We start from the raw sequence: 20,767 nt of genomic DNA on the forward strand, positions 1-20,767 counted from the left end.
ATTTTTGAAAGTTTTATTTGAAAGATTAAAAAATGGTATAGTTACGGAAAATCCTATATTTGTTCAAGTATTAGCTATGTGTCCAACCCTAGCAGTTACCTCAAGTGTTGAAAATGCTGTGGGCATGGGAATAGCATCTACAGTGGTTTTAATTTTTTCTAATATGATAATTTCAGCCTTAAGAAAGTTTATACCAAATAAAATAAGAATTCCTGCATATATAGTTATAATTGCATCCTTTGTTACTGTAGTTGATATGTTAATGAATGCTTATGTTCAATCATTATATAAATCATTAGGAATTTTTATACCTCTTATAGTGGTTAACTGTGTTATATTAGGGCGAGCTGAGGCCTATGCTTCAAATAACAAAGTTATACCATCTATTTTTGATGCCATTGGAATGGGAGTTGGCTTTACTATAGCTTTATTTTCTATAGGAACTTTTAGAGAAATATTAGGGGCTGGAACATTTTTGGGAATGAACATTATGCCAGAGGGATTTAAGCCTGCTACTATTATGATATTAGCTCCAGGAGCATTTTTAACCTTAGGAGCATTAATGACTTTCTTAAATTATAGAAACATAAAGAAAGCTAAAAACGAAGGTAAAAAAGCTAAATGTTTAGAACATAATTGTAGTACTTGTTCTGGATGCGGTAAAAATTCTTAATAAAATATAGGGATTAGAGGTGAAATTTATGGAATTATTTCTGATTTTTATTGGAGCTATGCTTGTTAATAACTTTGTTTTATCACAATTTTTAGGAATATGTTCATTTATAGGAGTTTCAAAAAAGAAGGAAGCTGCAGTAGGAATGGGACTTGCAGTTACCTTTGTAATGGTATTAGCTAGTATAATTTCTTGGCTTGTTTATAACTTGATTTTAGATAAGTTTAATATAACTTATTTGAAAACAATAGTTTTTGTTCTTGTTATAGCTTCCTTGGTTCAATTTGTTGAGATAGTTGTTAAAAAATATAGTCCTAGTTTATATAAAGCATTAGGTATATTTTTACCTTTAATAACTACAAATTGTGCTGTTTTAGGAATGGCCGTTACTAATGTTGAAGAAGGATATAATCTTATTCAATCAATAGTACATGCTTTAGGGTCTGCTGGAGGATATATGCTTGCTATAGTATTAATGTCATTTTTAAGAGAAAAGATAGATGACAATGAAGAAATACATCCTTATTTTAGAGGGTTACCAATAACTCTTTTTACAGCAGCACTTATGTCTATAGCCTTTTTAGGATTCCAAGGACTTATATAAATCAGGAGGCGATTAAATGGATTTTTCAAGTATATTATATTCTATTTTAATTTTAGGTGTATTAGGTTTTTTATTTGGGATTCTTTTAGGCTTTGCATCTAAAAAGTTTGAAGTGAAAGTAGATGAGAGAGTTACTAAAATAAGAGCAATTTTGCCAGGGGCTAACTGTGGAGGATGTGGCTATCCAGGATGTGATGCTTATGCTAATGCTTTAGTTGAAGAAGGAGCTGATATGAGTCTATGCGGAGTAGGTGGACCAAATGTAGCTAAGCAGATTGGTGAAATATTAGGAGTAAAGGTTAAATCGGTTGAAAAGAAAGTTGCTTTTGTAAAATGTATGGGAGATTGTAAAAACAAAAAAATTCAATTGGATATTCCAAAAGATAAAACCTGTATAGAAGCTAAAGAATTTTTAAGCGATAAAGAAAGTGAAGGTTGTGGCTTTGGATGCTTTGGATTAGGAAGTTGTAAAGAAGCATGTAAATTTGGAGCTATAAGTATTGTAGATGGCATAGCAAAAATTGACTCTTCAAAATGTGTAGCATGTAAGGCTTGTATAAGAGTATGTCCACAAAACCTTATAGATATAATAAAGGATGATCAAAAGGTAATTGTTAATTGTAATTCCAATGATAGTGGAAAAATTGTAAATAAGAATTGTTCCGTAGGCTGCATAGGATGTAAGCTATGTGAAAAAAATTGTCCGAATGGAGCTATAAAGGTTGAAAATAATCTTGCAATAATTGATTATGAAAAATGTACTTCTTGTGGACTATGTGTATCAAAATGTCCTAAAAAAGCAATAAATTTAAGAAAGAAATAACAATGAATTTTTTTAAAACACTTGAAAAAAAATAAAAAAACTTTAAAATTAGTGTTAAGTTTCTATTTAGGAGGGTTAATATGATTAGCAAAAGAGAAGATTATATTTCGTGGGATGAGTATTTTATGGGAGTGGCATTAATTAGTGCCAAAAGAAGCAAAGACCCAAATACCCAAGTTGGAGCTTGCATAGTTGATAATGATAATAAAATAGTAGGTATTGGATACAATGGCTTTCCTAAGGGATGTTCAGATGATGATTTACCTTGGGGAAATAAAGGAGATTTTTTAGAAACAAAATATCCATATGCATGTCATGCTGAACTTAATGCTATTTTAAATAGTACAGGTAAGAATGTTAAAAACTGCAGAGTATATGCTACTTTATTTCCTTGTAATGAATGTGCTAAAGCAATAATTCAAGCTGGGATAACTGAAGTAATATACCTTTCAGATAAATATAAAGATACTGATATTGTTAAGGCATCTAAATTTATGTTTGATAAAGCAAATGTAAAATATAGATATTTAGGAAGCGATAGAGATAATTTATTAATATCATTTAAGCCAGAAGATGTTTAAAATAAATAAACCCCATAGATAATACTATGGGGTTTATTTTAAGAGAAAATTTATAATAGTTGACAATTTTTATTTAGTATAGTATATTTTGAATATCAAAATATTTGGTTTGATATTCAAAATATTTGAATTTTATATCTAATGATTTTGAAGTAAGGGAGCGATTTTAGGATGAAGGAAAGTGAATTAGTATTAAATAATATTTTAGTGAAATTATTCAATAATATTTTGAGAATAGAGGAATTTGCATTAAAGAGTGCACCATTTAATGATTTATCTATAACAGAAATGCATACTATAGAGGCCATAGGGATAGAAAAAGCAAGAACAATGTCAGAAGTGGCATTAGATTTAAAAATAACAGTAGGTACTTTAACAACTGCTATAAACAAACTAATAAAAAAAGGATATGTAAATAGAAGAAGAATAGAAGAAGATAGAAGAGTTGTTATGATAGAACTTACAGAGAAAGGAACTCTAGCTTATAAAGTACATGAAAAATTTCATGAAGAAATGATAGATCATGTTTTAGAGGAACTAGGTGTTGGTGAAGAGGAGGTTTTAATAAGTTCTCTAGATAAGTTAGATAAGTTCTTTCAAAAGAAATTAGAACTTATGAAATCAAAGGAGAGTTAATATGAAAAATGCTAAAATGATAGGCTTTGGCTTATATACACCTAAAAATTTAGTGGAAAATGAAAGATTACAAGAATTTTTAGAGACTAGCGATGAGTGGATTAGAACTAGAACCGGAATAGAAAGAAGATATATTTCATTAGATGAAAATACTTCTGATTTAGCAGTAGAGGCTAGTAAAAAGGCTTTAAGTCAAGCTGGATTAAGTGCTGAAGACATAGATTTAATAATATTAGCTACTGTAACTCCAGATAACTTTACTCCATCTACAGCTTGTATCGTTCAAGATAAGTTAGGAGCTAAAAATGCATGGGCCTTTGATATAAATGCGGCATGTACTGGATTTATATATGCACTTAAATTAGGAAAATCCTTAATAAGATCAGGTGAAGCTAAGAATGCCTTAATAATAGGTGCAGAAACTTTATCAAAAGCACTTAACTGGGAAGACAGGGGAAGTTGTGTTCTTTTTGGAGATGGGGCAGGAGCTACAGTTCTTACAAGTACAGAAGAAGACTGTGGAATAAAATGTGTCAATGTAAAATCTGATGGCTCTAAGGGAGATTCTCTTGTTATTCAGGGATTACCATTAAATAGTCCTTTTAAAGATAGAAAAGAAGTTTCTGAAAATTACATAAATATGAATGGAAGAGAAATATTTAAGTTTGCAACAAAAGTAATGGAAGAAAGTATAGTAGATATTTTAGAAAAAGAAAATATAAAAATAGAAGAAATAGATGCTATAATTCCTCATCAAGCAAATTTAAGAATTATAGATTATGTAGGTAAAAGATTAGGAATACCAAGAGAGAAGTTTGTAACAAATTTACAGAATTATGGAAACACATCAGGGGCAAGTATTCCAATAGCACTTTGTGAGGCAATAGACGATGGTAAGGTGAAAAGAGGAGACAACATAATAATGGTTGGATTTGGTGGAGGCCTTACTTGGGGAGCTGCTTTAATTAAATTATAGTTTTTGAAAAAACAAAAATCTAGAAAATAATGCTAAATGAGAATATAATTATAGATATATTTATTTTTAATCCGTTAAATTTTGGGAGGTATTTTAATGGCTAAACTAGGATTTTTATTTGCAGGGCAAGGGGCCCAATATGTAGGAATGGGCAAAGAATTCTTTGATAATTTTGAAGAAAGTAAAGAAGTATTTAAAAGAAGTAGTGATACCTTAGGTATAGATATGGAAGAACTATGTTTTAATGATCCTAATGGATTATTAAATAAAACTGAGTTTACTCAACCTGCAATAATAACTACAAATATGGCTATACTTACAGCACTAGATAAATTAGGAGTTAAATCTAATATAAGTTGTGGATTAAGCTTAGGAGAATATTCTGCACTTATTCATAGTGGTGCCATTAATTTTGAAGATGGAGTTAAACTAGTTAAAAAAAGAGGTAAATTCATGCAAGAAGCTGTAGCAGAAGGTATTGGTGGAATGGTTGCAGTTTTAAGAATGACTCCAGAACAAGTTGATGAAATAATAGAAAAAAGTTCTCCATATGGAATAGTTGAGGGTGCGAATTATAATTCACCCGGTCAAATTGTTATTTCTGGAGAATTAGTAGCTTTAGAAAAAGCTATGGAATTTATAAAAGAAGCTGGTGGAAGAGCTATAAAATTACCTGTATCAGCTCCATTTCACTGTTCAATGTTACAACCAGCAGCTGAAAAATTAGAAGATGAGTTAAATAAAATTTCAATAAACAAATTAAATGGAATTGTTATGTCTAATGTTAAGGGAGAAGCCTATTTAGAAGAAGATAATGTAATAGAACTTTTAACTTCTCAAGTTAAAAAACCTGTTTTATTTATAAATGATATAGAAAAAATGATTGAAAGTGGTGTAGATACTTTTATTGAGATAGGTCCAGGTAAAGCTTTAAGTGGATTTGTAAAAAAAATAAATAAAAATGTTACAGTGCTTAATGTAGAGGATTTAAAATCTTTAGAAAAAACATTATCAAAATTAAGAGAGATGGAGGTACTTTAATCTATGTTAAAAGATAAAGTAGCAATAGTAACTGGTGGAACAAGAGGTATTGGAAGAGCAATCGCTTTAAAATTAGCTGATAAGGGAGCTAATATTGTTATAAATTATAGAAATTCTGATAAAGAGGCAGAAGAATTAAAAGCCATTTTAGAAGAAAAAGGGGTAAAAGTTCTTACTGTAAAATGTGATATAAGTAATTTTGAAGATTCTAAAAATCTTATGAATAAATGTAAAGAAGTATTTGGAAAGATAGATATACTTGTAAATAATGCAGGTATAACAAAGGATACTTTAATTATGAGAATGAAGGAAGAAGACTTTGATAGTGTAATAGATGTAAACTTAAAAGGTACATTTAATTGTGCAAAGCATGCTTCTGCCATAATGTTGAAACAAAGGTTTGGTAAAATTATAAACATGACTTCTGTTGTAGGCATAGCTGGGAATGCTGGGCAAGTAAATTATGCAGCATCAAAAGCTGGGGTTATAGGATTAACTAAATCATTAGCTAAAGAGTTAGGAAGTAGAGGAATAACTGTAAATGCTGTAGCACCTGGGTTTATAAATACTGATATGACAGCTTCTTTATCTGAAAAAGTTAAAGAGGAAGCTTCTAAAAATATTCCTTTAAAAAGATTAGGAGACCCTGAAGATGTTGCTAACTTAGTAGGATTCTTAGCATCAGATGCAGCAAATTATATAACAGGTCAAGTCATAAATATAGATGGCGGAATGGTAATGTAGGAGGAGTTATTATTATGGAAAACAGAGTTGTTATAACGGGATTAGGAGCAATTACACCAATTGGAAACAATGTAAATGAATTTTGGACTAATGCTAAAAAAGGTGTTTGTGGAATTGATGAAATAACTTTATTTGATGCCAGTGATTATAAAGTTAAAATTGCAGGAGAAGTTAAAAACTTTAATGCAGAGGATTTTATAGATAAAAAGGAAGCTAAGCGTTTAGATAGATTTACTCATTTTGCTCTTGCAGCTACAGAAGAGGCAATGAAAGACGCTAAATTAGATTTAAATGATGAAAATGTAGATCCAAATAGAGTAGGAGTTATAGTTGGTTCAGGAATAGGAGGATATGGTACCTTAGAAGCACAATTTGATGTTTTATTAACAAAAGGACCAAATAGAGTGTCACCTTTCGCAATTCCATCAGGAATAATAAACTTAGTTGCTGGAAATATTGCTATTAAGTATGGAGCAAAAGGGGTATGTGAATCACTAGTTACTGCCTGTGCTACAGGGGTAAGCTCTATAGGTGCAGCTTATAGAAGTATAAAACATGGATATTCAGATATAGTTATTTCAGGTGGATCAGAGGCTTCTATAACTAGAGCTGCCATTGCAGGATTTACCAATCTTAAAGCATTAAATACTAATAATGATCCTAAAAGAGCTTCAATACCTTTCGATAAAGAAAGATCTGGATTCGTTATGGGAGAAGGCGCTGGAATATTAATATTAGAAAGTTTAGAGAGTGCTCAAAAAAGAGGTGCTAGAATCTATGGAGAAATTATAGGATATGGTGCAACTTGTGATGCATATCATATAACTTCACCTGATCCAGAAGGTGATGGAGCTAAGAGAGCTATAGAAGCAGCTATAGAAGAAGGAAAAATAAATAAGGATGAAATTTCATATATAAATGCACATGGAACAAGTACTCCTTTAAATGATAAATTTGAAACTTTAGCTATTAAAGGATGTTTTGGTGAAAAAGCTTATGATATACCAGTTTCATCAACAAAATCAATGACTGGTCATTTGTTAGGTGCAGCTGGAGCTATAGAATCAGTAATATGTGTTAAAGCTTTAGAAGAAGGATTTATTCCACCAACAATAGGATATAAAGTTCCTGATGAAGATTGTGATTTAGATTATGTTGTAAATGAAGGTAGAGAAGCAGAATTAAATTATGTAATCAATAATGCATTAGGATTTGGTGGTCATAACGCATCATTATTATTTAAAAAGTGGGATTAGGAGTTGAAATTATGAATCTTAATGAGATTAAAGAGCTTATAGATAAAATCGATTCTTCTAATATTGCTTATTTTGAGGTTAAAGTAGATAATTCATATATAAAGATGGATAAATCTCTAACTAGAAATTTAGTAGAAGAAAAGAAAGCTTCAAATCTAGAAGAAACAGAAAAAACTGATATATCACAAGAAAAAAATGAATCAATTTCAAAGGTTGAGGAAGTCAAATCACAGCCTAAAGAAGATATAATTCAAGATGAAGACTTATACTTAGTTACTTCACCTATGGTAGGTACATTCTATGAATCACCTGGAGTTGGAGAAAAAAGTTATGTTTCTATAGGAAGCAAAATTTCTTCAGGAGATGTTTTATGTATAGTTGAAGCAATGAAACTTATGAATGAAATTGAAAGTGAAGTATCTGGAGAAATTGTTGATATATTAGTTCAAAATGGAAATATGGTTGAATATGGTCAACCCTTATTTAAGGTTAGGAGAGCATAATTATGATGAATATAAATGAGATTAAAGAAATACTTCCTCATAGATATCCTTTTTTACTTGTTGATAAAGTAGAAGAGATAACTGAAAGTAAAGTTGTAGCATATAAGAATGTAACAATAAATGAACCTTTCTTTCAAGGGCATTTTCCTGATTATCCAGTAATGCCAGGGGTTTTAATAGTTGAAGCTTTAGCTCAAGCAGGCGCTATAGCAATGTTAAATAAAGAAGAGTTTAAAGGAAAAACTCCTTTCTTTGCAGGAATAGATAAACTTAGATTTAAAAAGCAAGTTTTACCAGGTGATACTCTAAGACTTGAAGTTGAAATAATAAAACTTAGAGGAAGCATTGGATTTGGTAAAGCTACAGCTACTGTAGATGGAAAAATCGCTTGTTCTGGAGAAATTATGTTTGCAATAGGTTAGGTGATTTAATTATGTTTAAAAAGATATTAATAGCAAATAGAGGTGAAATAGCTGTTAGAATAATACGTGCTTGTAGAGAATTAGGAATTCTTACTGTAGCTGTTTATTCTGAAATAGACAAAGATGCACTACATGTGCAGTTAGCTGATGAAGCAGTTTGTATAGGTCCATGGAATTCTAAAGAAAGTTACTTAAATATTCAAAATATATTAAGTGCTTGTGTTCTAACAGGGGCTGAAGCTATTCATCCTGGATTTGGTTTTTTATCTGAGAATCCAAGATTTGCTAAGATGTGTGAAGAGTGTAATATTGAGTTTATTGGCCCTAACTGGAGAGCTATAGAACTTATGGGGAACAAAGCTATGGCAAGAGAAATAATGAAAAAAGCTGATGTTCCTGTTGTACCTGGATATGAAGGTGAAATTGAAAGTCCAGAGTTTGCTTTAAAGATAGCTAAAAAAATAGGATTCCCTGTAATAGTAAAGGCATCCTCAGGTGGCGGTGGAAAAGGAATAAGAATAGTTTATAAAGAAGAAGATTTTATTTCAAATTACAACACAGCTAAATCAGAGGCTCAAGCAAACTTTGGTGATGATAAAATTTACATTGAGAGATTTGTTGAGAAGCCTAAACATATAGAAGTACAATTATTATGCGATAAGCATGGAAATGCCCTTCACCTTTTTGAGCGAGATTGTTCAGCTCAAAGAAAAAATCAAAAAGTTTTAGAAGAAGCTCCTTCATCAATTTTAAGTGATGAACAAAGGGATAAACTTGGTAAGATTGCAGTTAGAGCAGCTAAAGCTGTAAACTATAGCAATGTTGGAACAATTGAATTTTTATTAGATAAAAATGGTGAATTTTATTTTATGGAAATGAACACAAGAATACAAGTTGAACATCCTATAACTGAAATGATAACAGGTATTGATCTTGTTAAGGAACAAATAAAAGTTGCATCTGGTAAGAAGTTAGAAATAACTCAAGATGATTTAAAGATAAATGGTCATTCCATAGAATGCAGAATAAATGCTGAAGATCCAAGTAAAAACTTTATGCCATGTCCTGGCCTAATAAAGGAAATTAATTTCCCTGGTGGATTTGGAGTTCGTTTAGATACAGCAATTTACTCTGGATATAAGATACCCCATTGTTATGATTCAATGATCGGTAAGCTAATAGTTCATGGTAAAGATAGAGAAGAGGCAATTTCTAAAATGAAAAGGGCTTTAGATGAATTTGCTATTGATGGTATAACAACTAACATAGACTATCACTTTTTAATATTGGATCATGAAGATTTTAAAAATGGTACTTATAATACTTCATTTTTATCTGAAAAGTTGGTGAATAAGTATGATTAAGAATTTATTAAATAAAAGAAAGTATATAACTGTTAGTTCAGTTGAATTAAATGATACTGAATTAAATGAAGATGAAAAACCAAATATACCCTCTGGTATGTGGAGCAAGTGTGAAAAGTGTGCAAAAATCTTATATACTGAAGATTTAAGAGAAAATTTTAATGTGTGCCCTAATTGTGGTCATCATTTTAAGCTAGGAGCATATGAAAGAATTAAATATTTAACAGATGAAAATAGTTTTGTTGAGTTTAACAAAAAAATGGTTGGAAAAAATCCATTAGATTTTAATGGATATGAAGAGAAGATTAAAGGATATCAAAAGAAAAGTCATGTTATTGAAGGAGTTGTAACAGGAGAAGCTTATATTGCTCAGAGAAAAGTAGTTCTTTGCGTAATGGATTCTAATTTTATGATGGGAAGTATGGGAACTGCCGTTGGTGAAAAGATTACTAGAGCCATTGAATATGCAACTAAAAATAGGCTTCCTTTAATAATATTTACTTGCTCTGGTGGAGCAAGAATGCAAGAGGGAATATATTCTCTTATGCAAATGGCAAAGGTTAGTGGAGCAATTTATAGACATGGTCAGGAGAACTTATTATATATTACAGTATTAACAAATCCCACTACTGGTGGGGTAACTGCTAGCTTTGCCATGGAAGGCGATATCATATTAAGTGAGCCAGGATGTTTAGTTGGTTTTGCAGGGAGAAGGGTAATAGAAGGAACTATTAATGAGAAATTGCCTGATGATTTCCAAACTGCAGAATTTTTATTGGAAAAAGGATTTATAGATAAGATAGTACAAAGAAAAGATTTAAAACAAATAATAACTTCTCTTTTAAGAATGCATGAGGTGGATTATGAGTAGAGAACTAATAAGAACAGCAGATGCATGGAATAAAGTAAAAATAGCTAGAGATCCTAATCGTCCTAATGCAAAATTTTATATAAATGAAATATTTGATGAGTTTATAGAGTTACATGGTGATAGAAACTTTGGGGATGATAAAGCAATAATAGGAGGAATAGCTCTTTTAAATAATCTAAGTTTTACTGTTATAGGTATATGCAAGGGTGAAAATACAAAGGAAAATATAAAAAGAAACTTTGGTATGCCTCACCCAGAAGGATATAGAAAAGCATTAAGACTTATGAAACAAGCAGAAAAATTTAAAAGGCCTGTTATTTGCTTTGTAGATACTCCAGGAGCTTTTTGTGGCATAGGTGCAGAAGAGAGAGGACAAGGGCAAGCTATAGCTCAAAACTTAGTTGAACTTATGGGATTAAAGGTTCCTGTAATATCAATAGTTATTGGAGAAGGTGGAAGTGGTGGTGCTTTAGCCTTAGCTGTTGCAGATAAAGTATTTATGCTAGAACACTCTATTTATTCTGTACTATCTCCAGAGGGATTTGCCTCTATATTATGGAAGGATTCTTCTAGAGCTGAGGAAGCTGCTAGTGTAATGAAAATAACTGCTCAGGATTTAAAAAGCTTTAATATAATAGATAAAATAATAAAAGAACCTAGGGGAGGAGCACATAAAAATCCAAGTAAAATGGCTCAAAATATTAAGAAGACAATTTTAGAAGCCTTAGGTGAAATGAAGGGTACAGATTTAGATACCTTATTAAATGAAAGATACAATAAATATAGAAATATAGAAAATAATCTATAATTATATAAAATAAAACACATGAGTTTAAGCTCATGTGTTTTTTATTAAAATTAATTCATCTTTAAATTAATATTTACTTAAAGAGAGGATTAAAATTTAGTTTGTAAGCATTTTTATTAGTATATCTATTATTGACTTGTTTTTCCTTAAAGCATCTACATAATCAGCTACGTGAAGTTTATAATACTCTTTACCTTCATCTGTTATTCTATACATCTTTTTTGTTCTTTTATTTATAAAGTCATCCCCTATCCAATAGCTTGTAACTAAGCCTTTTTGCTCTAAATCATAAAGCGTATCATAAATTGTACTAGATGATACTGGGAATGGAAGAGGAGCACTAGAAAATTCATCTCTAAAAGCTTCTAAAACTTTATTACCAAAAACCTCATGTCCCTTTGAAAGTTCTTTTAGCACATAAAAAGAATATAATTGTTTTGCGTTTATAATATTTCTTGGTGCAACCATACGAGTTCTTCTATCCAAAAAAACTTCACCTCCAATTTTACATTTTATATTATAAGTATAACTCAATTTATTCCAAAAAGTAATTAACAATTTGTGATTTCTTGAATATACTGTACTATACAAAAGAAGTGAGGTGGACTATTATGTCAAGAAAATGTTGTTGCTCATGCAATTCTTGTAGAAGAAACTCATGTGGATGTGGATGCGGAAATAATTGCTGTGGATTCGGAAACTGTGGTGGCTTTGGAAACTGTGGTGGATTCAACAATTGCGGAGGATTTGGTAATTGTGGATTTGGAGCTTGTGGAGGATTTCCTTTACTTTGGCTTCTTCTATTAGGCTGTGGCGGTTTTGGAAACTGTGGCGGAGGCTGGTTTTAATTAGTATCTAATTTGTAATATAAATTAGTTGTATAAGATAGGAGATTTTCTCCTATCTTATAATTTTTCATAAGTTTCTTTTAATAATAAAGCGTCTTTTTCTAAAAGAGGACTTTCACATATTATGCACCCTTTAACTTTATAATCCTTAAGTGCTCTTAAGCATTCAATAAAGTTAAAATCACTTTCTAAAAAAGGTAAGTGGTTTATTTCACCTTTATCTGTGTAGTGGATTCCAGACATATGAATATGTAAATCTTCTAAGGCTTCATTTCCTAAATTATCTTTTATATATTCTAAAATTTCAGCAAAATCTTTATATTCTTTTAAAGCACCAATTCCTCTAGCATGTATATGAGAAAAATCAATGCATAATTTGCAAGATGGCACCTCTTTACATATATCAACTAATTCTTGTAGATTTCCGAATTGAGTACCCTTACCTGTAGTTTCTAATCTATAGTCTACACCCTCATAAGGTAGTTTCTTTAAGTTTCTTTTTATTTCTGCTAAAGCTTCTTCTTTTGAGGCTTTTAAATAAAATCCTGGATGGAATACTAAGCTTCTACCTCCAACACTTTTTAATGCTTCGGCACCTTTAAGTATTCTTTCAATAGATTTTTCTTTCTTTTCCTCTTCTTCAGCATTTAAATTTATAAAATAAGAACCATGAGCTGAAAGATAAAAATCATTTTTTTCTTTAGCCTCTATTATTTTATCTCTGTTTTTAGCTGTAACATTAACGGATCTAACAAAAGGAAGCTCCATAGCTTCTAGTCCTATTTTTTTTAAGTATTCAATTCCTGTTGCGTAATTGAATTTCTGGCCTTCTTCACCTATTGGTAAACCTGAAATTCCAAATAAAAGTTTTTCCATGTTATCACCTCTTATTAAAGTATAGCAAAATACTAGGAATTGTTCAATAGAAAGGAATTATTATTTAATATGAATTATAATCTAGCAATCTTATTAATTTATAGATGATTTTTTAAGTTTTTTTCAGAAAAAATGCAATTATTCGAAATAAATATTGCATTTTACCCCATAGTTATTTAAAATTATTAATAGAAACTATCATATGGAGTGTGAAAAATGGAAGAAAGATTGCAAAAATACATGGCAAGGTGTGGAGTAGCATCAAGAAGAAAATGTGAAGAAATAATTTGCAGTGGAAAAGTAAAGGTTAATGACATTGTTGTTGACTCTCTTGGAACTAAGGTTGAGCCATCAGTAGATGTTGTTAGCGTTAATAATAAAGTAATAAGTCCAGAAGAAAATAAAGTTTATATAATGCTAAATAAGCCTGAAGGATATGTTACAACAAATAAAGATGAAAAAAATAGAAAGACCATATTAGACATAGTAAAGGTTAATGAAAGAATATATCCTATAGGCCGTCTTGACTATGACAGTTCAGGATTACTTTTATTAACTAATGATGGAGATGTATATAATAAGATAATACATCCAAGAGTTAATTTAAATAAAGAATATATTGCCTTAGTAAAAGGAATTTTTACAGAGGAAGAAATGAATAAATTTAGAAAAGGCGTAGATATAGGAGATTATAAAACAGCAGAGTGTGAAATAGAGTTACTAGAAAAATACACAAATAGCTGTAAAGTTAAAATAATCATTCATGAAGGTAAAAATAGACAAATAAGAAGAATGTGTGCAGTCTTTAATCATGAAGTTGTTTCTTTAAAAAGAGAAGCTATTGGAAGCTTGACTTTAAAGAATTTAAAGAAAGGAGAATGGAGATATTTAAGTAGTTCAGAAGAGAATTATATAAAATCTCTATAGTAATTATGTTTAAATATGTATCTGATGTAAGTAATATATATCATAATATAATAACTTCTTTCATAGAACATAAGAATATAGCAATAGATGCTACCTTAGGAAATGGCCATGATTGCGATTTTTTAAGTGAACTATTTAAAAAGGTATATGCCTTTGATATACAAGAAGAGGCAGTAAATTCATATAAATCAAAGAATAAAGAAAATGTTGAAGTAATTTTAGATTCACATGAAAACTTTGAAACCTACATAAAAGAAGAAAATGTTGATTGTATAGTTTATAACTTAGGATATCTTCCAGGTAATAATAAGGAAGTAACTACAGTTGCACATAGTACTTTAAAAAGTATAGAAATAGGATTATATTTATTAGGTGATAATGGGTTAATGATAATAGCCCTTTATAGTGGACATGAGGAAGGTAAAAAAGAGAAAGATGCCGTACTTCAGTTTACAAGTAAATTACCTAAAAATAAATATGGTGTTTTACATACAGAATTTACAAACAGAGCTAAGAGTGCACCTTCTTTAGTTGTTATTGAAAAGAAGTTTAAATAAGATTTAAGTAAGTATAGAGAGGATTTTTAAAATGGAAAGTCAAGATTTAATGAGATTAATTCAAGTTAAGTTTCCAAAGCTTAGTAAAGGACAAAAGCTTATAGCTGAATATATATTAAAGAATTATGATAAGGCTGCATTTATGACTGCTGCTAAATTAGGAAATAATGTTGGAGTAAGTGAATCTACAGTGGTTAGATTTGCTACAGAGCTTGGTTTCTCAGGATATCCAAAGTTACAAAAAGCACTTCAAGAATTAATAAAGAATAAGTTAACATCTGTTCAGAGATTAGAGTTATCTAATGACTTTATAAGTGAAGAAAATGCTTTAAAGGGAGTTTTAAAAGCGGATATAGAAAATATAAGAGCAACGTTAGAAAAGATAAATCATAAAACTTTTGATGAAGTGGTAAACGAAATATTCAAAGCTAAAAGAATATATATAATAGGACTTAGAAGTTCTACTGCTCTTGCAGAATTTTTAGGCTTTTACTTAAATTTAATATTAGATAATGTAAGAGTAATTTCAAATGGAATAAGCGATACTTTTGAACAAATGCTTAACTTAGGGGAAGGCGACTTAGTTATAGGTATAGGTTTCCCAAGATATGCATTAAAAACAATAGATGCTTTAGAATTTGCTAAAACTAGAAATGCTAAGATAGTTTCTATTACAGATAGCTTAATTTCTCCTTTAGCATCTCAATCTGATCATACACTTATAGCTCAAAGTAATATGGCTTCATTTGTAGATTCATTAGTTGCACCTTTAAGTGTAATAAATGCATTAATCATAGCTGTTGGTATAAGAGAAAAAGAAAAGATAACATCAACATTTAGTGAGTTAGAAAAGATATGGAAAGACTACAATGTTTATTCATATAACAAAAATAATATAGAACCTTAGTAAAAAAGCTGTATAAAGGTATAAAGAACATATAAATTATTTTGATATAGAGAGAATAAATTTTATTATATTATATAATTTATAAGTCTCATAAATTATATCTTTATATAGCTTCATTTTTCGAAATTACATAGAATATTAAAGAAATGCATTTGTTGACAAATGCATTTAATAAAGTTTATTATTAGTTTGATTCAATTAAATTAAGGAGCTGATAAATTGGCTAAAGTAATAGTTATAGGCGCCGGTCCAGCAGGGATGATGGCAGCAATATCTGCAGCAGAAAATCATGAAGTTATTCTTTTAGAAGGTAATGAAAGAATAGGAAAAAAGCTATTTATTACTGGTAAAGGTAGATGTAATGTAACAAATGCAAAGGATATAAGTGAATTTTTTGATTTTATACCAGGAAATCCACATTTCTTGTATAGTGCATTATATACTTATACTAATATTGATGTAATGAACTTTTTTGAAAATGCTGGAGTTAAATTAAAGGTAGAAAGAGGATCAAGAGTCTTCCCAAATTCAGATAAATCTTCAGATATAATAAGTGGATTATCAAGGGGGTTAAATGAAGCTGGAGTAGACTTAAGATTACATAGTAAAGTTAAAGATGTTATTTTTAATAACAATAAAATAGAAGCTGTTATTTTAGAAAATGGTTCAAAGGTTAAGGGTGACTATTTTATAATAACAACTGGAGGTAAGTCATATCCTCTTACTGGATCAACTGGAATAGGATTTGATTTAGCTAAAAAGATGGGTCACTCTATAGTAGAACCAAAACCATCCTTAGTACCTATAGAAATAGAAGAGTCATGGGTTCGTGAATTACAGGGCCTATCTCTTAGAAATATAGAGCTTAAAATAAAGAATAAAAAGAATTCTAAAGTAGTTTATAGTGGGCAGGGAGAGATGCTATTTACTCATTTTGGAATATCAGGACCTCTTGTTTTAAGTGGTAGTAGATTCATAAAAGATGGTGAGAGATTTGAAATTTCTCTAGATTTAAAGCCTGCCTTAGAGGAAAAACAGTTAGATTTAAGGATTCAAAAGGATTTTAAAAAGAATTTAAATAAGGATTTTAAAAATTCTTTAGATGAACTTCTTCCAAAAAAACTTATACCTGTTATTATAGAGTTATCTGGAATAGATGAAAATAAAAAGGTAAATTCTATAACAAAGGAAGAGAGAAGAACATTATTAAATCTATTAAAGAATTTAACTTTTACAGTAAAAGGCTTAAGAGATATAGCAGAAGCTATTGTTACTGCTGGCGGGGTTTCAACTAAAGAAATAGACCCTTCAACAATGAAATCAAAGATTGTAGATAATCTTTACTTTGCAGGGGAAGTTATAGATGTAGATGCCTTTACAGGGGGATATAATGTTCAAATAGCCTTATCAACAGGATATTTAGCAGGAAAATCAATTTAATTTTAAAATTATAGTTGCTATAAAGTTAATAAAAATTTTAGTTAGTTTAATAGAAACTTTATAGTAAACTTAAAGAGAGTATAAATTTTACAATGTTTTTATGAGAAAGGACTTAAGAATTATGAATAAACTAATTACAGTTGCTATTGATGGACCAGCAGGAGCTGGAAAAAGTACTATTGCTAAGATAATAGGAGAAAAATTTAATTTAATGTATATAAACACAGGATCTATGTATAGAGCTGTTACTTTAAAAGCCTTAGAAAATAATATTTCAGCTGAAGAAGTTGATAAATTATTAGTTATGATAGATGGAATGGATATGCATTTTGAAAATGATGAGCTTATATTAAATGGAGAAAATATAAACTCATTAATAACTATGCCTAACATAAGTAAAAATGTTTCAGCTTATGCTTCAATAAGAGAAGTAAGAGAAAGATTAGTTAATCTTATGAGAAAAATGGCCTTAAAATATAGTGTAATAATGGATGGAAGAGACATTGGAACAGTTGTATTAAAAGATGCTAATTTCAAATTTTTCTTAACTGCTAGCCCAGAAGAAAGAGCAGATAGAAGATACAAAGAGCTTATGGGAAAAGGCGTAGAAGTTAATTATGATGAAATATTACAAGATATAATAAAAAGAGACTACATAGATTCTAATAGAGAAGTAGATCCTTTAAGAAAAGCTGAGGATGCTATTGAAATTGATACTACTGGCATAGGTATAATGGGAGTAGTTGAAAAGATATCTAGCTACATGGAGAAATAATATGGAAAGAAACGTAATTTTAGCTAAAAATGCCGGCTTTTGCTTTGGAGTAAAAAGAGCAGTTGATGAAGCTATAAAATATCAAAAAGAATTTGGAAAGAAAATATATACTTTAGGACCACTTATTCATAACAATGATGTTGTTAATTATTTAGAGGATAATGATATATTTGCAATTGAACTTTCAGATGCTAATTCTTTAAAAAAGGGGGATGTTGTACTTATAAGATCCCACGGAGTTAAAGAAAGTGTAATAAAAGATTTAACAGACAAGGGTTTAATTGTTAAAAATGCAACTTGTCCATATGTAACTAATATTCAACTAAAAGTTAAAAAATGTTATGAGCAAGGGTATAAGATAATAATTGTTGGGGATGAAAATCACCCAGAAGTTATTGGAATTAATGGCTGGTGTAATGATTCTGCCATAATAACAAATGGAAAAGCAGAACTTGAAAATATTCCAGCAAAGGTTTGTGTAGTTTCACAAACTACAGAGAAAAAAGAAACTTGGAACAAGGTTTTAAATGAAATAGTAAGAGAAAGTAAGGAAATAGTTGCTTTCAATACTATTTGCTCAGCCACTGATGTTAGACAAAAAAGTGTACAAGAACTTTCAAAAGAGGCTGATTTAGTTTTTGTTATAGGTGGAAAGAATAGTTCTAATACAACAAAACTATATGAAATATGTAAAAAGGAATGTCCTAAGAGCTATCATATAGAAAATGTTAAAGAACTAGATGAAAGCCTATTAAAAGATGAAAGTGTTAAAACTATAGGAATTACTGCTGGGGCTTCAACTCCAGATTGGATAATAAATGAAGTGATTTCTAAGATTAAAGAATTATAATTTTTAAATGTAATCCTGCAATTTAATTCATAATTATTTTGTACTACTGGTATTAAACTGGGAATTGTTTTATACTATAATATATGACGAAGTTTTAGGAGTAGTAGTATGAATATAGTTAGATTTAATTTGTGGGATTATTTTAAATATGCAAAAATTTTAAATTTATCACTAAAAAGGCTATGTACTAATTATTTTGTCAAAGTAACTTATAAAAATGAGGTTTATATGCTTTGGGAAATAGATTATGTAGCAAACTTTGATGCATATATAAAAAAAATTACTAAGATAGGTAGAATGAGAAGTATTCCTGAAGAAAGTAGTGTTTTTTCAGAGTTTAATATAAGTAAATATATATATGAAACTGCAAAAGAAGATGAGGGAATTGATTTGAAAATGTATGGGTTTGAAAAGAGGGCTTCTAATATAATGTTAAAGATAGATATTTCTAAGTTTAATAAAAAGAATAATGAAAACTTTACTTTCACACCTTTTGTAAAAGGGAGAGATGAAAGTATTCGTTGTAAAGTGCAAAATGAAATCTTTTATGAAGAAAATAGAATTCCACTAAAAACAAAAGATATTGTTTATGAATGTAATAGAAAAGCTTTTTTAGAAGATTTAGCATTTTTTGAGTTGAAGGATGACATTATAATTGGTTATGGTCAAATATTGCTTTTAAAGGATAAGTACACTATTGCTAACTTTGGAATAATAGAAGAGTTTAGAGGTAAAGGATATGGTGAAGCTTTACTTATACACATATTAAATCAGGCTAAGATAAAAGGATTGAAGGAAGTATATATAAAAGTTAAGTCAGATAACATAAATGCTATAAATTTATATAAAAAGACTGGTTTTGAAGAGGATTCTGAAATAAGCATATATGAATTATTAGGATAAAATTATATATAAAAATAAATTCTTAATAAAACTTACAAACTCTATTAGGAGGAAAATCTAAATTTTCTCATAATAGCTTTGTAAGTTTTATTATTAAGTTTATAAAAGAGAATCTGTTGGTACATAGGATATTTTAGTTTTGAATACACTATCTGTTAAATGGTTACTATAATAAGCACGATCGCTTATTTCTATGCTAGTTTTTTCTTGATTTGATTGATTTTGCTCTAGTTCTTTTAAATCATACATAGTATTCACCTCCTCCTTACTAGTATTAACAACTTTAGAAAATCTTATTTAGGAGTTAATAAAGATTTTAATATAGACAAATTTGGGTTATTATTATATAATAATTATTATTAATTAAAGAATGGAGTGCTTTTTTATGGAAAATAAAATTAGCTTAGTATATGAAAATGGAGAATTTACTGTCTACATAAATGATCAAGTAGTTACAGTTAATAAATATATGGACAATGCAATAGAGAAATTTACTCAAACAGTGCATAATAATGCTACGCCAAAATCAATTGAGTGGGGAAATATTGAAGAGGATTTAAAACAAATTGATTTAAAAGATTTAGAGATAAATAGTGAATTTAAAACATTAACTTATAAGGATATGAAGTATTTCTACAGTACAGATAAAATCTTTAATATGCATGGTGGAAGAATGCAACAATTATTAGGAGGATATCAATTATTCTCATTTATAGTTAATATGATTTCTGAAAAACATTTAGAAGATTATTTAGAAGTTTTAAACTTTTGTGAAGATATCTTAAGATGTAAGGTTACATACAGAACTCCAGGAAGTAACTTTATAGTTGGTAGCCCAGCTTTTAACTATGGATCAGCATCATATGATTTTGCTACTGGAAAAGTTAATAAGGGAGCTTCAATAGAAAAGATGTCTTTTGAAGATTTCAAAAAATATATATTTGATATAATAAAATAAATTTTAAATAAAGAAATAACCTTTGGAATATCCAAAGGTTATTTTTCTATTTTTCAAGGGTTTTTAATGTTTTTATTATGAATTCAGGATCTCCGAATAAAGTAAAACGTGCTTTGGAAGATTCTATTATATATTCATAAGAAAACTTGGCACCATTTTTAACAGCCTCTTCATCTTCATTTATTATTGTAATTAATTTTTTAGATAATTCTTTTCCTTCTAATATATTTTTACAATGAAGGTCTATTATAGTACAGATTTGTACTTCTTTTTGTGAATCTAAATTTTTCCCTTTTAAAAAATCAAGTACTTCATTATTTTGGGTAGATCTTACCTCTTCCTGAGATTTACTGTTATCAAAAAAGTTTTCAATATCCTTCATATGGTACGTGAAGTAAGTCTAGTCATCTTTGCTATGTCTTCA

At 29.3% G+C, this 20,767-nt stretch carries 26 protein-coding genes and 1 pseudogene; 23 read left to right on the plus strand and 4 right to left on the minus strand.

Features of this window, described 5'->3' with window-relative positions; translation table 11 throughout:
* The first annotated feature begins 4 nt into the window (after window positions 1-4).
* The 14 genes and pseudogenes from ACYUCG_RS03570 to ACYUCG_RS03635 all read left to right on the plus strand — a co-directional run bounded on the left by ACYUCG_RS03570 (window position 5) and on the right by ACYUCG_RS03635 (window position 11,302).
* The gene (locus ACYUCG_RS03570) at window positions 5-673 is read left to right on the plus strand and encodes an RnfABCDGE type electron transport complex subunit E (protein ID WP_060796283.1); all 669 of its coding nucleotides are present in this window, start codon (window positions 5-7) and stop codon (window positions 671-673) included.
* A 28-nt stretch (window positions 674-701) separates the two neighbouring features.
* A complete protein-coding gene (locus ACYUCG_RS03575; RefSeq protein ID WP_460268154.1) occupies window positions 702-1,277 on the plus strand; it encodes an electron transport complex protein RnfA in 576 nt (191 codons plus the stop codon).
* Window positions 1,278-1,293: 16 nt separating this feature from the next.
* Window positions 1,294-2,116, plus strand: a pseudogene (locus ACYUCG_RS03580) (RnfABCDGE type electron transport complex subunit B).
* 64 nt (window positions 2,117-2,180) lie between these two features.
* Window positions 2,181-2,681 (plus strand): deoxycytidylate deaminase, encoded by a 501-nt coding sequence (locus ACYUCG_RS03585; protein WP_011010215.1) that lies wholly within the window; start codon window positions 2,181-2,183, stop codon window positions 2,679-2,681.
* A gap of 171 nt (window positions 2,682-2,852) precedes the next feature.
* On the plus strand, window positions 2,853-3,317 hold the full coding sequence (locus ACYUCG_RS03590) for a MarR family winged helix-turn-helix transcriptional regulator (RefSeq protein ID WP_011010216.1): 465 nt from the start codon (window positions 2,853-2,855) through the stop codon (window positions 3,315-3,317).
* Between the two features lies 1 nt (window position 3,318).
* The gene (locus ACYUCG_RS03595) at window positions 3,319-4,293 is read left to right on the plus strand and encodes a beta-ketoacyl-ACP synthase III (protein WP_060796280.1); all 975 of its coding nucleotides are present in this window, start codon (window positions 3,319-3,321) and stop codon (window positions 4,291-4,293) included.
* A 96-nt stretch (window positions 4,294-4,389) separates the two neighbouring features.
* Window positions 4,390-5,334: an ACP S-malonyltransferase gene (fabD, locus tag ACYUCG_RS03600; RefSeq protein ID WP_139933284.1), complete on the plus strand. Its 945-nt coding sequence runs from the start codon at window positions 4,390-4,392 to the stop codon at window positions 5,332-5,334.
* Window positions 5,335-5,337: 3 nt separating this feature from the next.
* The gene (gene fabG, locus ACYUCG_RS03605) at window positions 5,338-6,078 is read left to right on the plus strand and encodes a 3-oxoacyl-[acyl-carrier-protein] reductase (RefSeq protein WP_460268155.1); all 741 of its coding nucleotides are present in this window, start codon (window positions 5,338-5,340) and stop codon (window positions 6,076-6,078) included.
* 14 nt (window positions 6,079-6,092) lie between these two features.
* Entirely contained in the window at window positions 6,093-7,334 is a 1,242-nt protein-coding gene (gene fabF / locus ACYUCG_RS03610) for a beta-ketoacyl-ACP synthase II (protein WP_060796277.1), read from the plus strand.
* A gap of 11 nt (window positions 7,335-7,345) precedes the next feature.
* A complete protein-coding gene (gene accB, locus ACYUCG_RS03615) occupies window positions 7,346-7,837 on the plus strand; it encodes an acetyl-CoA carboxylase biotin carboxyl carrier protein (RefSeq protein ID WP_060796276.1) in 492 nt (163 codons plus the stop codon).
* Window positions 7,838-7,839: 2 nt separating this feature from the next.
* A complete protein-coding gene (fabZ, locus tag ACYUCG_RS03620) occupies window positions 7,840-8,259 on the plus strand; it encodes a 3-hydroxyacyl-ACP dehydratase FabZ (protein ID WP_060796275.1) in 420 nt (139 codons plus the stop codon).
* An 11-nt stretch (window positions 8,260-8,270) separates the two neighbouring features.
* The gene (locus ACYUCG_RS03625) at window positions 8,271-9,623 is read left to right on the plus strand and encodes an acetyl-CoA carboxylase biotin carboxylase subunit (RefSeq protein ID WP_060796274.1); all 1,353 of its coding nucleotides are present in this window, start codon (window positions 8,271-8,273) and stop codon (window positions 9,621-9,623) included.
* A complete protein-coding gene (gene accD / locus ACYUCG_RS03630; protein ID WP_060796273.1) occupies window positions 9,616-10,494 on the plus strand; it encodes an acetyl-CoA carboxylase, carboxyltransferase subunit beta in 879 nt (292 codons plus the stop codon). The genes ACYUCG_RS03625 and accD overlap by 8 nt, the downstream gene beginning before the upstream one ends.
* Window positions 10,487-11,302, plus strand: coding sequence for an acetyl-CoA carboxylase carboxyltransferase subunit alpha (locus tag ACYUCG_RS03635; protein WP_060796272.1), 816 nt, complete (start codon window positions 10,487-10,489; stop codon window positions 11,300-11,302). The genes accD and ACYUCG_RS03635 overlap by 8 nt, the downstream gene beginning before the upstream one ends.
* 96 nt (window positions 11,303-11,398) lie before the next feature.
* Here ACYUCG_RS03635 and ACYUCG_RS03640 read toward each other — a convergent pair whose 3' ends face one another.
* Window positions 11,399-11,788, minus strand: coding sequence for a PadR family transcriptional regulator (locus tag ACYUCG_RS03640; RefSeq protein ID WP_003470407.1), 390 nt, complete (start codon window positions 11,786-11,788; stop codon window positions 11,399-11,401).
* Between the two features lie 125 nt (window positions 11,789-11,913).
* Here ACYUCG_RS03640 and ACYUCG_RS03645 point away from each other — a divergent pair, with 125 nt between their 5' ends.
* Complete coding sequence (locus ACYUCG_RS03645; protein WP_060796271.1) at window positions 11,914-12,150, plus strand: hypothetical protein; 237 nt, start codon at window positions 11,914-11,916, stop codon at window positions 12,148-12,150.
* A gap of 57 nt (window positions 12,151-12,207) precedes the next feature.
* Here the strand turns inward: ACYUCG_RS03645 and ACYUCG_RS03650 are convergent, their stop codons facing one another.
* A complete protein-coding gene (locus tag ACYUCG_RS03650; protein ID WP_283682399.1) occupies window positions 12,208-13,026 on the minus strand; it encodes a TIM barrel protein in 819 nt (272 codons plus the stop codon).
* Between the two features lie 216 nt (window positions 13,027-13,242).
* Between ACYUCG_RS03650 and ACYUCG_RS03655 the strand changes: the two genes are divergently transcribed.
* From ACYUCG_RS03655 to ACYUCG_RS03685, 7 genes are all read left to right on the plus strand, one after another.
* Window positions 13,243-13,953 (plus strand): pseudouridine synthase, encoded by a 711-nt coding sequence (locus ACYUCG_RS03655; protein ID WP_460268156.1) that lies wholly within the window; start codon window positions 13,243-13,245, stop codon window positions 13,951-13,953.
* Window positions 13,954-13,958: 5 nt separating this feature from the next.
* On the plus strand, window positions 13,959-14,510 hold the full coding sequence (gene mnmM / locus ACYUCG_RS03660) for a tRNA 5-(aminomethyl)-2-thiouridylate-methyltransferase MnmM (RefSeq protein ID WP_283682401.1): 552 nt from the start codon (window positions 13,959-13,961) through the stop codon (window positions 14,508-14,510).
* A 31-nt stretch (window positions 14,511-14,541) separates the two neighbouring features.
* On the plus strand, window positions 14,542-15,417 hold the full coding sequence (locus tag ACYUCG_RS03665; RefSeq protein ID WP_003449332.1) for a MurR/RpiR family transcriptional regulator: 876 nt from the start codon (window positions 14,542-14,544) through the stop codon (window positions 15,415-15,417).
* A gap of 219 nt (window positions 15,418-15,636) precedes the next feature.
* The gene (locus tag ACYUCG_RS03670; RefSeq protein WP_139933291.1) at window positions 15,637-16,857 is read left to right on the plus strand and encodes a BaiN/RdsA family NAD(P)/FAD-dependent oxidoreductase; all 1,221 of its coding nucleotides are present in this window, start codon (window positions 15,637-15,639) and stop codon (window positions 16,855-16,857) included.
* Between the two features lie 121 nt (window positions 16,858-16,978).
* Window positions 16,979-17,632, plus strand: a complete 654-nt coding sequence (gene cmk, locus ACYUCG_RS03675) for a (d)CMP kinase (RefSeq protein WP_078234322.1) — start codon at window positions 16,979-16,981, stop codon at window positions 17,630-17,632.
* Between the two features lies 1 nt (window position 17,633).
* The gene (locus ACYUCG_RS03680) at window positions 17,634-18,482 is read left to right on the plus strand and encodes a 4-hydroxy-3-methylbut-2-enyl diphosphate reductase (protein WP_139933292.1); all 849 of its coding nucleotides are present in this window, start codon (window positions 17,634-17,636) and stop codon (window positions 18,480-18,482) included.
* 108 nt (window positions 18,483-18,590) lie between these two features.
* Window positions 18,591-19,385: a GNAT family N-acetyltransferase gene (locus tag ACYUCG_RS03685; RefSeq protein WP_060796265.1), complete on the plus strand. Its 795-nt coding sequence runs from the start codon at window positions 18,591-18,593 to the stop codon at window positions 19,383-19,385.
* A gap of 99 nt (window positions 19,386-19,484) precedes the next feature.
* Here ACYUCG_RS03685 and ACYUCG_RS03690 read toward each other — a convergent pair whose 3' ends face one another.
* Window positions 19,485-19,643: a hypothetical protein gene (locus ACYUCG_RS03690; RefSeq protein ID WP_155642217.1), complete on the minus strand. Its 159-nt coding sequence runs from the start codon at window positions 19,641-19,643 to the stop codon at window positions 19,485-19,487.
* A gap of 127 nt (window positions 19,644-19,770) precedes the next feature.
* On the opposite strand from ACYUCG_RS03690, the gene ACYUCG_RS03695 reads away from it, so the two are divergent.
* On the plus strand, window positions 19,771-20,343 hold the full coding sequence (locus ACYUCG_RS03695; protein WP_060796957.1) for a hypothetical protein: 573 nt from the start codon (window positions 19,771-19,773) through the stop codon (window positions 20,341-20,343).
* Window positions 20,344-20,389: 46 nt separating this feature from the next.
* Here the strand turns inward: ACYUCG_RS03695 and ACYUCG_RS03700 are convergent, their stop codons facing one another.
* Window positions 20,390-20,725 carry a DNA-binding protein gene (locus ACYUCG_RS03700; protein WP_415319067.1) on the minus strand — a complete coding sequence of 112 codons (336 nt, stop codon included), beginning with the start codon at window positions 20,723-20,725 and terminating at the stop codon, window positions 20,390-20,392.
* Between the last annotated feature and the right edge of the window lie 42 nt (window positions 20,726-20,767).

This window comes from Clostridium sp. CTA-17, from assembly GCF_054767895.1.